The following is a 16126-nucleotide window of genomic DNA, read 5'->3' on the forward strand; positions in this document are numbered from 1 at the left end:
GACGGTAGAAAGCATGAATCTTCACGAGTACCAAGGTAAACAACTGTTCGCTGAATACGGTCTGCCCGTGTCCAAAGGCTACGCAGTCGATAGCCCGAAGGAAGCAGCGGAAGCCTGCGACAAGATCGGCGGCACACAATGGGTGGTCAAAGCCCAGGTGCATGCCGGTGGACGTGGCAAGGCGGGTGGCGTAAAGCTGGTTCGCAGCAAGGATGAAGCCCGGGCGTTTGCCCAGCAGTGGCTCGACAAGCGTCTGGTGACCTACCAGACCGACGCCAATGGTCAGCCGGTCAGCAAGATCCTCGTCGAGGCGTGCACCGACATCGACAAGGAGCTCTACCTGGGCGCCGTGGTCGATCGCGCCAGTCGCCGGATCGTCTTCATGGCATCGACCGAAGGTGGCGTGGACATCGAGAAAGTCGCTCACGACACGCCCGAGAAGATCCTCAAGGCCACCATCGATCCACTGGTGGGCGCGCAGCCGTTCCAGGCACGTGAACTGGCTTTCCAGCTGGGCCTCAAGGGTGACCAGGTCAAGCAGTTCGTGCACATCTTCGTCGGCCTCGCCCAACTGTTCCAGGACTATGACCTGGCCCTGCTGGAAGTAAACCCGCTGGTGATCAAGACTGACGGCAACCTGCATTGTCTGGATGCCAAGATCAACATCGACAGCAACGCCATCTACCGCCAGCCGAAGCTGCGCGATATGGCCGACCCGTCCCAGGACGACCCGCGCGAATCGCACGCGGCCAAGTGGGAGCTCAACTACGTTGCGCTCGATGGCAACATCGGTTGCATGGTCAATGGTGCGGGCCTGGCCATGGGCACCATGGACATCGTCAACCTGCACGGCGGTGCACCGGCCAACTTCCTCGACGTCGGCGGCGGCGCCACCGAGGAGCGTGTCACCGAAGCGTTCAAGATCATTCTTTCGGACAGCAACGTTGCCGCGGTTCTGGTGAACATCTTCGGTGGCATCGTGCGTTGCGACATGATTGCCGAAGGCATCATCGGTGCGGTGCGTGAGGTGGGTGTCAAGGTGCCGGTGGTGGTGCGGCTGGAAGGCAACAATGCCGACCTGGGCGCCAAGATGCTGAGTGAAAGCGGTCTGAACATCATCGGTGCGAACAGCCTGACCGATGCGGCCATTCAGGTTGTCAAAGCCGCGGAGGGCAAGTAATGAGCGTATTGATCAACAAGGACACCAAGGTAATCTGCCAAGGATTCACAGGCTCGCAGGGCACCTTCCACTCCGAGCAGGCCATTGCCTATGGCACCAAGATGGTCGGCGGCGTTACGCCAGGCAAGGGTGGCACCATGCACCTGGGTCTGCCGGTATTCAATACCGTCCGTGAGGCGGTTGAGACTACCGGTGCCGATGCATCGGTAATCTACGTACCAGCGCCGTTCTGCAAGGACTCCATTCTCGAAGCGGCCTTTGGTGGTATCAAGCTGATCGTCTGCATCACCGAAGGTATCCCGACGTTGGATATGCTTGAGGTGAAAATCAAGTGTGATGAGCTGGGTGTGCGTCTGATCGGGCCGAACTGCCCGGGCGTGATCACGCCCGGTGAGTGCAAGATCGGTATCCAGCCTGGGCACATCCATATGCCCGGCAAGGTCGGTATCGTCTCGCGCTCCGGCACGCTGACCTACGAAGCCGTGAAGCAGACCACCGATGCCGGTTTCGGCCAGTCGACCTGCGTCGGCATCGGTGGCGACCCGATTCCGGGCTCGACCTTCATCGATATCCTCCAGCTGTTCCAGAACGACCCACAGACCGAGGCGATCGTCATGATCGGTGAGATCGGTGGTTCGGCGGAGGAGGAGGCGGCTGCGTTCATCAAGGCCAACGTCACCAAACCGGTAGTTTCCTATATCGCGGGCGTTACCGCTCCGGCCGGCAAGCGTATGGGGCACGCCGGTGCGATCATCTCCGGCGGCAAGGGCACAGCGGAAGAGAAGTTCGCTGCGCTGCAGGACGCCGGTGTGAAAACCGTGCGCTCGCTTGCCGACATCGGCAAGGCGCTGGCGGAAGTCACCGGCTGGCAAATGAAAGCCTGATGGCAAGGAGGCCCGGCGGAAGCCGGGCCTTTTTCGTTGGGCTTTTTGTTGAAACAGTCTGCATTGCGCTCGGCGTGCTGCATGTCTCTAAAGCCCTGCGTTTCCGCCTGGCGGACTTGGCTGTGCGCTGCACTTTTCGCAAGCACTGCCGACGTTCTGGTCGGCAATCTGGCTGCATCGTGGCATCATTGCCGCTCATTCATACGTATGTTCGTTTCACAAGAGCGACGGCGTGCATCGAAGGACTCGGCCCAACCGGCTGAGTGACGTTTCCCCTTATCCCTGAAGGAAACCCGAATCCCATCATCAGGCCCATTGAATCGCTGACCCGCCGCCTTCGCTGCGCGTGCGTCACTTCATTCGCGCCGTTATTTCTCTGGTAGTTCTCCCTGCATGAATCGTTTGAAAGGCTTTGACCTGCTGGCCCTTGGTTTCATGACCTTTGCGCTGTTCCTTGGCGCCGGCAATATCATCTTCCCGCCCAGCGCCGGTATGGCTTCGGGTGAGTTCGTCTGGCATGCGGCACTCGGCTTTCTGCTGACAGGTGTCGGCCTGCCGTTGCTGACAGTTGTTGCGCTAGCTCGTGTTGGCGGCGGCATGGACCGGCTTACCGCGCCACTCGGCAACGTCGCCGGTACCGTATTGGCGGTAGCTGTCTATCTGGCGATCGGTCCGCTGTTCGCCACGCCGCGTACCGCCGTCGTCTCGTTCGAGATGGGGATTGCGCCGTTCAGCGGTAACGCTGGAATGCCGCTGTTCCTTTACACGCTGGTGTTCTTCGCCGCCATGCTGTTCCTCGTGCTGAATCCAGGGCAGCTGGTCAATCGCATCGGCAAGTTCATCACACCGGTGCTGCTGGCTGCGCTGTTGGTGCTCGGCGGTGCGGCCATCTTCGCCCCGGCGGGAGAGGTCGGCGCCGCTACCGAGAGTTATCGCGCTTCTCCGTTGATCAAGGGCTTTCTGGAAGGCTATCTGACCATGGATACCCTCGGCGCCCTGGTGTTCGGAATCGTGATTGCCACTGCCATCCGTGACCGTGGTGTTACCGAGCCTGCGCTGGTGACCCGCTACTCGATGATTGCCGGCGTGATCGCCGCGATCGGTCTGTCGCTGGTGTATCTGGCATTGTTCTACCTCGGCGCCACCAGCCAGGGTATCGCCGGCGGAGCCGAGAACGGTGTGCAGATTCTTACGACCTATGTGCAGCACACCTTTGGGACGCCGGGCAGTCTGTTGCTGGCGGTGGTCATCACCCTGGCATGCCTGACCACCGCGGTGGGCCTGACGACCGCCTGTGGCGAGTTCTTCAGTGCGCTACTGCCGGTGTCCTATCGCACCGTCGTGGTCGTCTTCGCCCTGTTCAGCCTGCTGGTGGCGAATCAGGGGCTGACGCAGTTGATCAGCGTATCGGTGCCAGTACTGGTCGGGCTGTATCCATTGGCGATCGTGCTGGTCGGCTTGAGCCTGCTGGACCGTTTCTGGGTGTCGGCCACGCGCGTATTCGTGCCGGTAATGGGCGTGACCCTGATCTTTGGCGTGGTCGATGGCCTTGCCGCTGCGGGACTGGGGAACTGGGTTCCGGCATTGTTTGCGCAGTTGCCGTTGGCGGATCAGAGCATGGGCTGGCTGGTTCCGGTGCTGGTAATGCTGGTACTGGCGGTCGGCACCGATCGCCTGCTTGGACGGGCTGACAGGCAGCGCCACGCTTAAGCGTTCTGAGCTTCGGCGCAGCTGGCATCGACCAGACCTGCGCCGTCGTACTGCCCCTCGTGTCGCTTTCAGCGCAGCGCTGCTGGCTATAATCTCGCCACGTTTCCCGAGGGCGTGCCATGACCTTTTCTGATCCAAACCTGCCGCACCTGATTGCCGTCATCTGGTTTGTCGTCTGCTGGGCGGGGTACACCCGGTACGCGGGGTGGCGTGGGCGCGACACCGCCTGTCTGGCCAGTGTGTTGCACCTGTATCGGCAGGACTGGATGCAGCGCCTGCTGTTGCGCGACAACCGAATCGCCGATGCCAACGTGATCGGCAATCTGGAACGAAACGCCTCCTTCTTCGCATCGAGCACGCTGATCATCCTTGCCGGTATCCTGACCGCGCTAGGTGCATCGGAACGTGCGGTTTCGCTGCTGGCCGACCTGCCGTTCGCCCAGCCAGTCAGCCGCGGGCTGTCGGAAATCAAGCTGCTTTGCCTGGCGGTGGTGTTCGTTTACGCCTTCTTCACCTTCAGCTGGTGCATGCGCCAGTACAACTTCGCAGCTGTGCTGGTGGCGTCGGCGCCGATGGTGGGCGAGCGCAACGTCAGCGACCAGGAGCGCAAGGCCTTTGCCGAGCGCGCGGCACGGGTCCTGTCCATGGCGGCCAATCAGTTCAACTTCGGCTTGCGTGCCTATTACTTCGGCATGGCGACGCTGGCCTGGTTCGTTCACCCGTGGTTCTTCATGCTCGTTACCACCGGCGTGGTATTGATCCTCTACCGTCGCGAATTTCACTCCGACGTGCTCGGGGTGATGGTGTTCACGCCAACTTCCCCGGCCGAAATGCCCAAGGAGTAGGGCGGTATATGGCAAGTCGGTATCATGCGCGGCTTGATTCAATCCCCTGAGAACTCGAATGAGCGATAGCCAGATACTCGAACGCACGCAGCGCTTCCTGTCCTTCCTGCGGCATTGCCAGGTGCTGGGTCTAAGTGTCGAACACGCCGACAGCAGAGGGCTGACCCTGCGCCTTCCGTACAGCGAGAAAATCATCGGCAACCCGGAAACCGGGGGCGTTCATGGCGGCGCTATCACCACGCTGATGGATACCACCTGCGGCATCTCCACCGCCTGTGCGTTGCCTGAACTTGAAGTCTGCCCGACGCTGGATCTGCGTATCGACTACATGCACCCAGCCGAGGCAGGTCACGATATCTTCGGTTTCGCCGAGTGTTATCGCGTTACGCCGACGGTGATCTTCACCCGCGGAGTCGCCTACCAGCGCGATATCAACGAACCCATCGCTCATGTGGTGGGCACGTTCATGCGCATGGGCAAGGCGAGCCAAGGCGTATTCAGCAAGGATGGCGCGGCATGAGCGAGCTCAATCTCAACGAACTGGTGCGCAACGCGCATGCCAGCAACGATTACGACTCCCTGATCAAACTCGTGCCATACGCCAAGCTGATCGGTATCGAATGCCTGCGGTTGGGCGACGAGATGGTGTTTCGTCTGCCGCAGAACGAGGACAACATCGGCAACCCGCTGCCGGCCATTCACGGTGGGGTGATTGCTGGCTTCATGGAGCACGCCGCGCTACTGCATCTGCTGATGTTCATGGGTGCGCCACATTTGCCCAAAATCATCGACTTCTCGATAGATTATCTGCGTGCCGGTCACTATCGTGACACCTTTGCCGCCTGCCAGGTCTGGCGTCAGGGCCGTAGGGTCGCCAACGTAGCGATCACCGCCTGGCAGACCCATCAGGCCGAGCCCATCGCTACCGCCCGCTGCCATTTCAAGATCGACGAGCCCTGATGCTTTCGTCACGGGAAGCGGCGTCGCGGTGTGCGCCGACACCCTGTGCGATTGCGTGAAGGAACTCGAATGGAAGCACTGTTGATACTTGGCGGCTTGCTGCTGATTCTCGCCGGTTTCATCTGGCTGATCAGTCAGGCGTTTGCGACGAGCCTGTTGTGGGGATTGGGCAGCCTGCTGCCGCCGCTGACATTGGCCTTCGTGTTCAGCCACTGGCGGGTGGCACGCAAGGCGTTGATCCTGTCCTGCCTGGGCGTCATTCCACTGATCGTGGGGCTGTCCTTGCTGGCCAGTCGCGATGCGGAGCGACTGGAGGCGATTTTCAGCCTGCGCTGGTTGCCGACCCACACGCAACCCGAACTTGCGATGAGCGTACGGGGAAAGCTGAACGGTCGCGAGTTTGCACCGCAACGAGGCGAGATCATCAATGGGGTATTGACCTTGCGTGAAGGTCAGGGCTTCTTTGCGCGCCAGGAGGTAACCATCCGCCTGCGCGAGCGATTCGAAGGTGCGTTGCGCATGGACGTGCTTCCCGACGATATCGGCACCTTGCCGGAAGTCGAAATTGCCTGGCTGAGCCAGGATCAACAACTACCCGAATCGCGTCGCCTGGACCGTGGCTACACACTGCATCTCGATCTGCAGCCCGTCGCGCCGAACAAGCTGCGTGGCGATTTCCACCTCGTGCTGCCTCCGCAGTTTGAAACCAGCCTTACCGGTGTCGTCGAACTGTACACCGATCGCCTGCGCTACCTCGACGGCCAGGTCGATCGCCGCCACGACTCGCGCGATACCGTGGTATTCGTGATCGAGGATTACCTGCAGCGCCGGCATGCGAGCCGGCAGGTGACGCTGGAAACCGTACCCACGTTCACCTTGCCGGCCGATGAGCTGGAATTGGACGTTCAAGCGCAGATCAAAGGCGAACGGCAGACCTTTTCCCTGCGTCTTGGCAAGAGCGAGCAGGGCTGGCAGGTGAAGGGCGATGATTATCCGCCGTTGGCAGAATCTGTCGATGCGGTCGTGTCTGCCCGCAAGACGACCGAGGCAGTAAATGCCGAAACACCGCCGAGCAGTCTGGATCGGCGTCTGCGCTTTTCCATGGAGCAGGTGCTGCGCAACCCCGGTCGCTACCAGCACCTGCTGATGCGCGCGCATACCGAGCGCGGTGGTGTCGCCGAAGGTCGTTTTGGTGGACTCGACAGCGAAGGCAATCTGATCATCAGGCGGGTCATTCGCGGGCCTGGCGAGGCTACGTACAACCTGGCGCCGGGCGAAATCGTGCTGTTGGAACTCGTCGAACCCTGAAGGGCCAGGACCGACGCCTGGCGGCGTCGGTCGCCCTTGAAATTCACCGTCATGCCCCCATCTGCCAGACATCGCCGCAGTCGCGGTCCGTGCCATTGAGATGATGTGGAGTTTGTAGACGATGAGTGTGGAGACTCAAAAAGAAACCCTGGGCTTCCAGACTGAAGTGAAGCAGCTGCTTCATCTGATGATCCATTCGCTGTATTCCAACAAGGAAATCTTCCTGCGGGAGCTGATTTCCAATGCCTCCGATGCTGCCGACAAATTGCGCTTCGAAGCCCTGGCCAAGCCGGAGCTGCTCGAGGGCGGCGCCGATCTGAGGATTCGCCTCAGCTTTGACAAGGATGCCAAGACGGTCACGCTGGAAGACAACGGCATCGGCATGAACCGCGATGACGTGATCGCGCATCTGGGCACCATCGCCAAATCCGGCACCGCCGACTTCCTGAAGAACCTCTCTGGCGACCAGAAGAAGGACTCGCACCTGATCGGCCAGTTCGGCGTGGGCTTCTATTCGGCCTTCATCGTCGCCGACAGGGTCGATGTCTACAGCCGTCGAGCCGGCACGCCGGCCAGCGAGGGCGTGCACTGGTCATCGGCGGGCGAGGGCGAGTTCGAAGTTGCCACGATCGAAAAGGCCGAGCGCGGTACCCGTATCGTCCTGCACCTGAAGAAGGACGAGGAAGAGTTCGCCGATGGCTGGCGCCTGCGCAACATCGTCAAGAAATACTCCGACCACATCGCACTTCCGATCGAGTTGCCGAAGGAGTTCCACGGCGAGGAGAAGGACAAGCCGGCCGAGCAGGAGTGGGAGACGGTCAACCGCGCCAGCGCCCTCTGGACCCGTCCACGCACCGAGGTGAAGGACGAGGAGTACCAGGAGTTCTACAAGCACGTCGCCCATGATGTCGACAATCCGCTGTCCTGGAGCCACAACAAGGTCGAGGGCAAGCTCGAGTACACCTCGCTGCTTTATGTGCCGGGCCGCGCGCCATTCGACCTGTATCACCGTGAGGCGCCGAAGGGCCTGAAGCTGTACGTTCAGCGCGTGTTCATCATGGATCAGGCTGACGAGTTCCTGCCGCTGTACCTGCGCTTCATCAAGGGCGTGGTCGATTCCAACGACCTGTCGCTGAACGTATCCCGCGAAATCCTGCAGAAGGATCCGGTGATCGACTCGATGAAGTCAGCGCTGACCAAGCGTGTGCTGGACATGCTGGAGAAGCTGGCCAAGGACAAGCCCGAGGACTACAAGAAGTTCTGGTCGCAGTTCGGTCAGGTGCTCAAGGAAGGCCCGGCGGAAGACTTCGCCAACAAGGAGAAGATCGCCAGCCTGTTGCGCTTTGCCTCCACCAGCGACGCCACCGGCGAGCAGTCGGTTTCCCTCGCGGATTACCTGGGTCGCGTGAAGGAAGGCCAGGACAAGATCTACTACCTCACCGGCGAGAGCTACGCGCAGGTCAAGAACAGCCCGCACCTCGAGGTCTTCCGCAAGAAGGGCATCGAAGTGCTGCTGCTGACTGATCGGATCGACGAGTGGCTGATGAGCTACCTCACCGATTTCGACGGCAAGCAGTTCGTTGATGTGGCACGCGGCGATCTGGATCTGGGCAAGCTGGACTCCGAAGAGGACAAGAAGGCACAGGAAGAGATCGCCAAGTCCAAGGAAGGTCTGATCGAGCGTCTCAAGGGCGCACTGGGTGACGAGGTCGCAGAAGTGCGTGTTTCCCATCGTCTGACCGACTCGCCGGCGATCCTCGCCATCGGCGAGCAGGATCTCGGTCTGCAGATGCGGCAAATCCTCGAGGCGAGCGGCCAAAAGGTGCCGGAATCCAAGCCGATCTTCGAGATCAATCCGCAGCATCCGCTGATCGAGAAACTTGACGCCGAACCGGATGAAGATCGCTTCGCGGATCTCTCGCACATCCTGTTCGATCAGGCCGCACTCGCGGCGGGGGACAGCCTGAAAGATCCGGCTGCCTATGTGCAGCGTCTGAACAAGTTGCTGGTCGAGCTTTCAGCCTGATTCGCAGCGCAATGCCAGAACGGCCCGTCCATGACGGGCCGTTTTCGTTTGTCAGCGACTCATAGCAACACGCTGACCAGACGGGTGCCGTGGGTGAGGTTGTCCGCCACCGGGCAACGTTTCTCGATCTGTTCGAGAAGCGCCTGTTTGCCAGCCCGGTCCAGATCGGCATCGATCTCGACGTTCACACGCAGTTCCTGAAAGCCTGGACGTACCTCAGGATCGCGGCCAAGAAGACCGGCAGGGTCGTAATCGGCCTCGATCTCGAAGCGCATGCCGCGCAGTTCGATCTTCTGCTGATGGGCGATGAAACGGCCTATGGTGCCGAAGCAGCCGGCCACGGCCGCGAGGATGGCCTCGAGAGGAGTTGGTCCAAGATCCTGGCCTGCTGCATTCTTCGGCTGGTCCATGGTCAGGCGGTGATTGCCGCACTCCACCACGATTGCCATTCCGGCGTTCAGTTCTCCGCGTGCGCTGATGGTTTTCAAAGCCATGGTAGATTCCTTGCGAGCTGCATCTGAGAATTGGCGCGCCTAGCTGATGAAGCCGCGCGAGCGCCTGTTCTGGGGATACTAGAACCACCGTCCTGTGTCGGCTTTGATTCCAATCAATACGGGGTGGGGTATCCGGTAAGGAGCAAGATGATGCTCGGGGACCTTGGCAAAGCTGAACGGTGATCACTGCTCACGGTCTACTCGCTGGCTGTCAGGAGGACCGTGCTTTGTACATTCCCAGAATAATTTCCCTCGCCGCGCTTTGCTTGTTGCCGCTTGTAGCTGTAGCCGAAGGGCGCGAGTACCGTTATAGCGACGCACATCTGCACTACGTCGATTTCTTCCAGGAAACCGATGGCATGCAGAAGCTGCTGGAGGCGATGGATGCCGGCGGCATCGACCATGTCATGATCAGCGGCATTCCGGTGGCCAAGAAATGGCACGAGAACGAGCCCAAGCGTCCGCGCTATTACGCCGGTGACGATGCTCCGGTGTACTGGTATAGCGCCACCGATGTGCTGGTTGCCGCGGCCCTGGAGGAACTGGACGAGGAACAGCGCAAGCGCTTTCATCCCTTCCTCTCCGGTTTCAACCCCAACGACAAGAATGCCGATGCGCATATCCGGCGCATGCTTGAGCTGCATCCGGGGCTCTGGCAGGGGCTGGGCGAGATTTTCACGCGTCATGACGATGTGACCGCCCTGACCGAAGGCGACACACCGCGCGCCAATAACGAGGCGCTGGCCAGGGTTTATCACCTGGCAGCGGAGTTCGATCTGCCAGTGATGCTGCACTCCAACATCACCTCCAAGCGCGAGCGTAATCCGCTTTATCTGGTTGAGCTGGAAGAGCCACTGCGCAATCACCCGCATACCCGCTTCATCTGGGCGCATGCCGGTACCAGCATGGAGTTGCATCGACATCAGGAGAAACTGACCTTCCTGCACGAAACGGTCAGCCGCCTGCTCGATGACTACCCGAACCTCTACATCGATCTGTCCTGGACCATGCTCAAGCCTTATTTGTTGAGTGAACAGGACAAGCCTGATCCGAAGTGGGTGGAGCTGGTGAAGCGGCATCCGACGCGTTTCGTCTTGGGATCGGATGTGGTGGGGCGCTTTGGCAGCCTGGCCGACGGTATGGCGGCATTCGCGCCGTTTCTCAATGCGTTGCCGGAGCGCGTCGCTCATCAGGTCGCACGCGACAACTTTCTCGCCCTGCTGCCCCGCAAGCGCCAGGACGCTCTGCGTTGAGTGTCATCAGGCTGTCATCGGCGCTTCATAGGCTCCTGTGTTTTCTTCGGACAGGAGTGTCACATGCCAGTGTTTCGTGCGTTTTCGCTATTCGGTCTGCTGCTCTTTAGCGGCCTAGCTGGGGCCGCGATAGAAGTCACCGGGCCGGTGGAGTATGGCCTGTTCAGCAACCCTCGGCTGGATCTGCAGCCAGGTGAGCGAGTATTGGGTCGCAGCGATCCTGCGATCGAGCAAACCACCCGCGTTCCGGCGCGACTGGGCGTCAAGTTCGGTGTGCGCTACAGGCTGCACGGCAAACGCGAGGGCGACATGCCGCTGACGCTGTTGTACCTCACCCCTGGAGTGGTGACGCCGGATGGACAGCGACACGACAAGTTCGAAGTCGTACAGAAACTGGTGCCGGACAGCGTTCAGGACGTCATGGCGTTCGAATTCACCGAATCCCACGAACTCGTTGCTGGCGACTGGCTTTTCCTGGTCTTCCAGGGGGATCGCAAACTTGTTGAGCAGCACTTCATTGTGGAGTAACTGACTCGATTCGCCTCCGTTCGTCGCTTAACCGGCTGGTATTCGACGAAATACCTCACGAACGTTCAAGTCAGCCGCCTGCGACACGATATGGCAGATGACGTCGTTGCCTGCCCGTCAGAGCAGCGCTGGATATTCGAGAGGACTGCCTCAATGCTTGTTCGGAACATAAACGTGTCTCAGCGATCCGCGCTGGGTTTCGGCCTCATCGGTCTGATTGTCTTGTTGCTCGGTCTGTTTGCCATCTTGCAGATGGGCAAGATTCGTAGCGAAGCGGCAACGCTCAGCGATGAGTGGCTGCCCAGCATCGTCGCGCTCGGCAACCTCAACCAGCACACCCTGCGCACGCGGATTCATACGCTGCGGCTGATCATCGATCGCACGCGGGTCGAAGAGAACCGCGCCACGCTGGCTCGTTTCCGCAACGAGCTGTCCAGCCTCGAGGATGCCTATCAGCGTACAGTGGACCATCCGCAGGAGCGCGAGCTGTTCCAGAACTACCTGCGCGCGCGTACGGCATTCGATGAGGTGCTGTCGGAAATCGTCCGTCTGGAAGGTCAGGGCCGGATCGAGGACGCCGTTGAGGTCGTTGGCTCCAGGCTGAACACGGCCGGTACCGCTTTGAACGAAGCGGTCGCCAGGATGGCTGCGTTCAACAACGAGCAATCCGCACTCTCGGCGGCCTCGGCTGCGGCCATCTTCCAGAGCTCGCAGGCCTGGATGATCGGGACGATCGTGCTCGCCGTGCTGCTGACGGTTGTGCTGGCATGGATTTTTACCCGCAGTATCGTCCAGCCATTGCAGCAGGCGGTGAGCATCGCCGAAGTGGTGGCCAGTGGTGACCTCACGCGGCATATCGACATCGTCGGCCGGGACGAACCGGCGCGATTGCTGACTGCGCTGCGCTCAATGCAGGAGCGCTTGCGTGGCACTATCCAGAGTATCTCTCATTCGTCCAGTCAGCTTGCCTCCGCGGCCGAGCAGCTGAACGTGGTAACTGAGGATTCGACCCGCGGGATGAGTCAGCAGAGCCACGAGATCGAGCAGGCCGCCACCGCGGTCAACGAGATGACTGCAGCAGTGGACGAGGTGGCACGCAACGCCGTGGCTACCTCCGAGGCCTCCCGGGAGTCCGACGCGACGGCGCAGCATGGGCGCAATCAGGTGATCCGCACTGTCGATTCGATCGGCCAGCTGGCCGGCGACGTGACCCAGACCTCTGCCGAGGTCGAGCGGCTGGCGGCGCAGGTCCGCGATATCAGCAAGGTGCTGGATGTGATCCGTTCGATCGCCGAGCAAACCAACCTGCTGGCGCTCAACGCAGCTATCGAGGCCGCACGAGCAGGTGATGCGGGGCGTGGCTTTGCCGTGGTGGCCGATGAAGTGCGGGCGCTGGCGCACCGGACCCAGCAGTCGACCCAGGAGATCGAGCAGATGATCGGCGACGTGCATCAGGGCACCGACCGGGCTGTGCAGGCCATGCAGGTCAGTAACGAACGTGCCCGCACCACGCTGGACCTTGCGCGAGCGGCCGGCGAAGCACTGGAAGAGATCGCTGCAGCTATCAGTCAGATCTCCGAGCGTAACCTGGTCATCGCCAGCGCATCGGAAGAACAGGCTCAGGTTGCGCGGGAAGTCGATCGCAACCTGGTGAATATCCGCGACCTGTCGCTGCAGTCGTCCGCCGGGGCAAGCCAAACCAGTGCGGCAAGCCAGGAACTGGCACGGCTGGCGGTTGGTTTGAATGGCTTGGTCGGAGGCTTCCGAGTCTGACTTGAAGGTCGTCTGAACCCTGAACCAGATGCATTCTCAATCGCGATAAATATATTTGTTGTCGCTTGTCAAGTAATGCATGACCTTGCCCGATATACGGTTATATCCCGTAGTCGATGTGAGGTCTTGCTATGTTCAGACAGATGAGAATTGCCCTTAGGGCCGGATTGGGGTTTGGCGTTGTGGCACTGCTGGTCTTCCTGCTCGGTGCCTTCGCGTTGACCCGGATTTCCGCAATGCAGGACGAGGCCGAGGAGGTCGATCAGCGGTTATTGCCGACGATCCAGTTGCTCGGTCAGGTCAACCAGGAGTTCCTGATGATCCGCGCCGGAACCTTGCGCCTGCTGATCAGCGAGCCGGCAGAGCGCAGCCGCGGTGCGGACACCCTGGACGCCCTTCGCAAGGCGCTGGCTAAGGAGCGACAGGATCTTGATCGGCTGATCCAGAATGCCGAGGGAAAAGCCTTGCTCGCGACCTTCGACCAGTCGCTGGCACGTTATGAGAGCTTCCAGCGAAAGATCGTCGAACTTGCCTTGCAGAACCGCATGGAGGAGGCGATCGAGATCACCCGCGGTGAGCTGAACGAGCACGCGCGGAATACTTCTCAGGCTGTACATGACCTGATCGACCTCAACCGCAAAGCAGCCGATGCTGCCAGTGACCATGCGCTGCAGGTAGCGGCCAGCGCTTTCCAGGGCGTCGTCGTTGCGATGATCCTGGCGTTCATCGCTACCATCATTCTCGCCATGCTGCTGACACGCAGCATCGTTCAGCCACTGGCGGAGGCGGTGGGCGTTGCCGAAGTCATTGCCGGCGGCGACCTTACCCGGACCTTCCAGGTAGTCGGCAACGACGAGCCGGCGCGTCTGCTCAGAGCGCTGCAGGCGATGCAACGCAGCCTGCGCGAAACCATCCAGGGCATTTCCGATTCGTCCAATCAGCTGGCGTCAGCGGCGGAAGAACTCAATGTCGTGACCGAGGACTCGACCCGTGGCCTGCATCAGCAGAATCACGAGATCGAACAGGCGGCTACTGCGGTCAACGAGATGACTGCGGCGGTCGATGAGGTTGCACGCAACGCCGTGGCGACGTCAGAGGCGTCGCGAGAGTCCGACGAGACGGCGCAGCACGGCCGCCAGCAGGTCATCCGCACGGTCGACTCGATCGGCCTGCTGGCCGACGACGTAACGCAGACGGCCACCGAAGTCGAACGGCTCGCCGGGCAGGTGCGTGATATCAGCAAGGTGCTCGACGTGATTCGATCGATCGCCGAACAGACCAACCTCCTTGCGCTGAACGCGGCCATCGAAGCCGCGCGGGCAGGGGACGCGGGTCGTGGTTTCGCGGTGGTGGCCGATGAGGTGCGGGCGCTGGCGCATCGTACCCAGCAGTCGACCCAGGAAATCGAGCAGATGATTGGCGACGTGCACCAGGGCACCGACAAGGCGGTGCATGCCATGCAACTCAGTAACGAGCGCGCCAGGACCACGCTGGAGCTTGCGCGTGCTGCAGGTGAGGCGCTCGATGGCATCGCCAGTGCGATCAGCCAGATCAGCGAGCGCAACCTGGTGATCGCCAGTGCGTCGGAAGAGCAGGCCCAGGTGGCCCGCGAGGTCGACCGCAACCTGGTGAACATCCGGGATCTGTCGCTGCAGTCTTCGGCTGGCGCCAACCAGACCAGTGCGGCGAGTCAGGAGCTGGCGCGTCTGGCCATCGACCTGAACAATCTCGTGGCGCGCTTCCAGGTCTGATCCGACTCGATGGGCGCCGTTTGACGGCGCCCATCGCACCAGGCATCCGTGCGGTGCTCTTTTAGCACCCGTGACAGCGCAACGCTGGGCATTGCCGGGCGAGCGGCGTACCATCCCGCGTTTTTCCATGGCAGGAATGGCCACCTCCGGGCCGTTCTCTTCCTAGCTGCGAGACGCGTTTATGTCCGATATGCCTCGAGTCATCCGCTTCATCAGCCGTACCAGCCTGGTCGCCCAAATCGTGGTGGGCTTGGTGGCTGGCGCCTTGCTGGCGCTTTTCCTGCCGGCTGCGGCGAAATCGGTAGCGCTTCTGGGCGACCTGTTCGTGCAGGCGCTCAAGGCGGTGGCACCGATTCTGGTGTTCGTGCTGGTGACCTCCTCATTGGCCAATCACAAGCGTGGCCAACCGACCCATATACGGCCGATCATCCTGCTCTACGCACTCGGCACACTGAGCGCTTCGGCGGTGGCCGTGCTGGCGAGCTTCATGTTCCCCACCACGCTCACGCTGGTGAGTGGAGTCGCCGACGTCACTCCGCCGTCGGGCGTGGGCGCGGTGCTGCAGACGCTCTTGTTCAATGTCGCCGACAACCCGGTGCGCGCGCTGCTCAATGGCAACTTCATCGGCATTCTCGCGTGGGCGATCGGCCTCGGTTTCGCCTTCCGTCATGCGCAGGACAGCACGCGGCGTCTGATCGGTGATCTGTCCGATGGTGTCACGCTGATCGTCAAGGTGGTCATTCGCTTCGCGCCGCTCGGGGTGTTCGGTCTGGTTGCCGGCACGCTGGCTGATTCGGGCTTCGATGTGTTGCTGGGTTACCTGCGCCTGCTGCTGGTGCTGGTGGGCGCCATGCTGTTCATGGCGCTGGTGATGAACCCGCTGATCGTGTTCTGGCAGATTCGCCGCAATCCCTATCCGCTGGTCTTCACCTGCCTGCGTGAGAGCGGTATCACCGCGTTCTTCACCCGCAGTTCGGCCGCCAACATCCCGGTGAACATGCAGCTGTGCCAGCGACTGGGGCTGCACAAGGACACTTACTCGGTATCCATCCCGCTCGGCGCAACCATCAACATGGGTGGCGCGGCGATCACCATTACCGTGCTGACCCTGGCTGCGGTCAACACCCTCGGCATTCAGGTCGATGTCGCCACGGCGGTGCTGCTGAGCCTGTTGGCCGCCGTGTGTGCCTGTGGCGCGTCGGGTGTGGCCGGCGGTTCGTTGCTGCTTATCCCGCTGGCGTGCAGCCTGTTCGGCATTTCCAATGACCTGGCGATGCAGGTCGTGGCAGTGGGCTTCATCATCGGCGTGGTGCAGGATTCGGCCGAAACAGCGCTCAACTCTTCGACCGATGTGCTCTTCACTGCCGCGTCATGCATCGCTCACGGCGATATTTCCGAACCTGCGTAGGTTCCT

The 16126-nt window shown here is 61.1% G+C and carries 14 protein-coding genes and 1 pseudogene; 14 read left to right on the forward strand and 1 reads right to left on the reverse strand.

Annotation, left to right across the window (positions count from 1 at the left end; genetic code table 11):
* Window positions 1-13: 13 nt before the first annotated feature.
* The 8 genes from sucC to htpG all read left to right on the forward strand — a co-directional run bounded on the left by sucC (window position 14) and on the right by htpG (window position 8913).
* Window positions 14-1180, forward strand: a complete 1167-nt coding sequence (gene sucC, locus EA798_RS12460; protein ID WP_015277274.1) for an ADP-forming succinate--CoA ligase subunit beta — start codon at window positions 14-16, stop codon at window positions 1178-1180.
* The gene (sucD, locus tag EA798_RS12465) at window positions 1180-2064 is read left to right on the forward strand and encodes a succinate--CoA ligase subunit alpha (protein ID WP_122099155.1); all 885 of its coding nucleotides are present in this window, start codon (window positions 1180-1182) and stop codon (window positions 2062-2064) included. The genes sucC and sucD overlap by 1 nt, the downstream gene beginning before the upstream one ends.
* A gap of 393 nt (window positions 2065-2457) precedes the next feature.
* Window positions 2458-3774 (forward strand): branched-chain amino acid transport system II carrier protein, encoded by a 1317-nt coding sequence (gene brnQ, locus EA798_RS12470; protein WP_106155107.1) that lies wholly within the window; start codon window positions 2458-2460, stop codon window positions 3772-3774.
* A gap of 119 nt (window positions 3775-3893) precedes the next feature.
* The gene (locus EA798_RS12475; RefSeq protein ID WP_106155106.1) at window positions 3894-4619 is read left to right on the forward strand and encodes a DUF599 domain-containing protein; all 726 of its coding nucleotides are present in this window, start codon (window positions 3894-3896) and stop codon (window positions 4617-4619) included.
* A 58-nt stretch (window positions 4620-4677) separates the two neighbouring features.
* Entirely contained in the window at window positions 4678-5139 is a 462-nt protein-coding gene (locus EA798_RS12480) for a PaaI family thioesterase (RefSeq protein WP_106155105.1), read from the forward strand.
* On the forward strand, window positions 5136-5579 hold the full coding sequence (locus EA798_RS12485; RefSeq protein ID WP_015277269.1) for a PaaI family thioesterase: 444 nt from the start codon (window positions 5136-5138) through the stop codon (window positions 5577-5579). Before EA798_RS12480 ends, EA798_RS12485 begins: the two co-directional genes overlap by 4 nt.
* Window positions 5580-5648: 69 nt before the next feature.
* Window positions 5649-6887 carry an MFS transporter gene (locus EA798_RS12490; protein WP_122099156.1) on the forward strand — a complete coding sequence of 413 codons (1239 nt, stop codon included), beginning with the start codon at window positions 5649-5651 and terminating at the stop codon, window positions 6885-6887.
* 121 nt (window positions 6888-7008) lie between these two features.
* The gene (gene htpG, locus EA798_RS12495) at window positions 7009-8913 is read left to right on the forward strand and encodes a molecular chaperone HtpG (protein WP_122099157.1); all 1905 of its coding nucleotides are present in this window, start codon (window positions 7009-7011) and stop codon (window positions 8911-8913) included.
* Between the two features lie 59 nt (window positions 8914-8972).
* On the opposite strand, the gene EA798_RS12500 is transcribed toward htpG, so the two are convergent.
* Window positions 8973-9407 carry an OsmC family protein gene (locus EA798_RS12500; RefSeq protein WP_106155102.1) on the reverse strand — a complete coding sequence of 145 codons (435 nt, stop codon included), beginning with the start codon at window positions 9405-9407 and terminating at the stop codon, window positions 8973-8975.
* 227 nt (window positions 9408-9634) lie between these two features.
* Here EA798_RS12500 and EA798_RS12505 point away from each other — a divergent pair, with 227 nt between their 5' ends.
* The 6 genes and pseudogenes from EA798_RS12505 to sstT all read left to right on the forward strand — a co-directional run bounded on the left by EA798_RS12505 (window position 9635) and on the right by sstT (window position 16120).
* Window positions 9635-10660, forward strand: a complete 1026-nt coding sequence (locus EA798_RS12505) for an amidohydrolase family protein (protein ID WP_122099158.1) — start codon at window positions 9635-9637, stop codon at window positions 10658-10660.
* 63 nt (window positions 10661-10723) lie between these two features.
* Window positions 10724-11188, forward strand: coding sequence for a DUF3859 domain-containing protein (locus tag EA798_RS12510; protein ID WP_122099159.1), 465 nt, complete (start codon window positions 10724-10726; stop codon window positions 11186-11188).
* 153 nt (window positions 11189-11341) lie between these two features.
* Window positions 11342-12961 (forward strand): methyl-accepting chemotaxis protein, encoded by a 1620-nt coding sequence (locus tag EA798_RS12515; protein WP_106155099.1) that lies wholly within the window; start codon window positions 11342-11344, stop codon window positions 12959-12961.
* Between the two features lie 143 nt (window positions 12962-13104).
* Window positions 13105-13617 (forward strand): annotated as a pseudogene (locus tag EA798_RS20970) (MCP four helix bundle domain-containing protein); the annotation flags it as partial.
* A 54-nt stretch (window positions 13618-13671) separates the two neighbouring features.
* The gene (locus tag EA798_RS20975; RefSeq protein WP_420849553.1) at window positions 13672-14712 is read left to right on the forward strand and encodes a methyl-accepting chemotaxis protein; all 1041 of its coding nucleotides are present in this window, start codon (window positions 13672-13674) and stop codon (window positions 14710-14712) included.
* A 181-nt stretch (window positions 14713-14893) separates the two neighbouring features.
* Window positions 14894-16120: a serine/threonine transporter SstT gene (sstT, locus tag EA798_RS12525; RefSeq protein ID WP_122099160.1), complete on the forward strand. Its 1227-nt coding sequence runs from the start codon at window positions 14894-14896 to the stop codon at window positions 16118-16120.
* Window positions 16121-16126 lie beyond the last annotated feature (6 nt).

The sequence above is a fragment of the Pseudomonas songnenensis genome, from assembly GCF_003696315.1.
Classification (GTDB): Bacteria; Pseudomonadota; Gammaproteobacteria; order Pseudomonadales; family Pseudomonadaceae; genus Stutzerimonas; species Stutzerimonas songnenensis.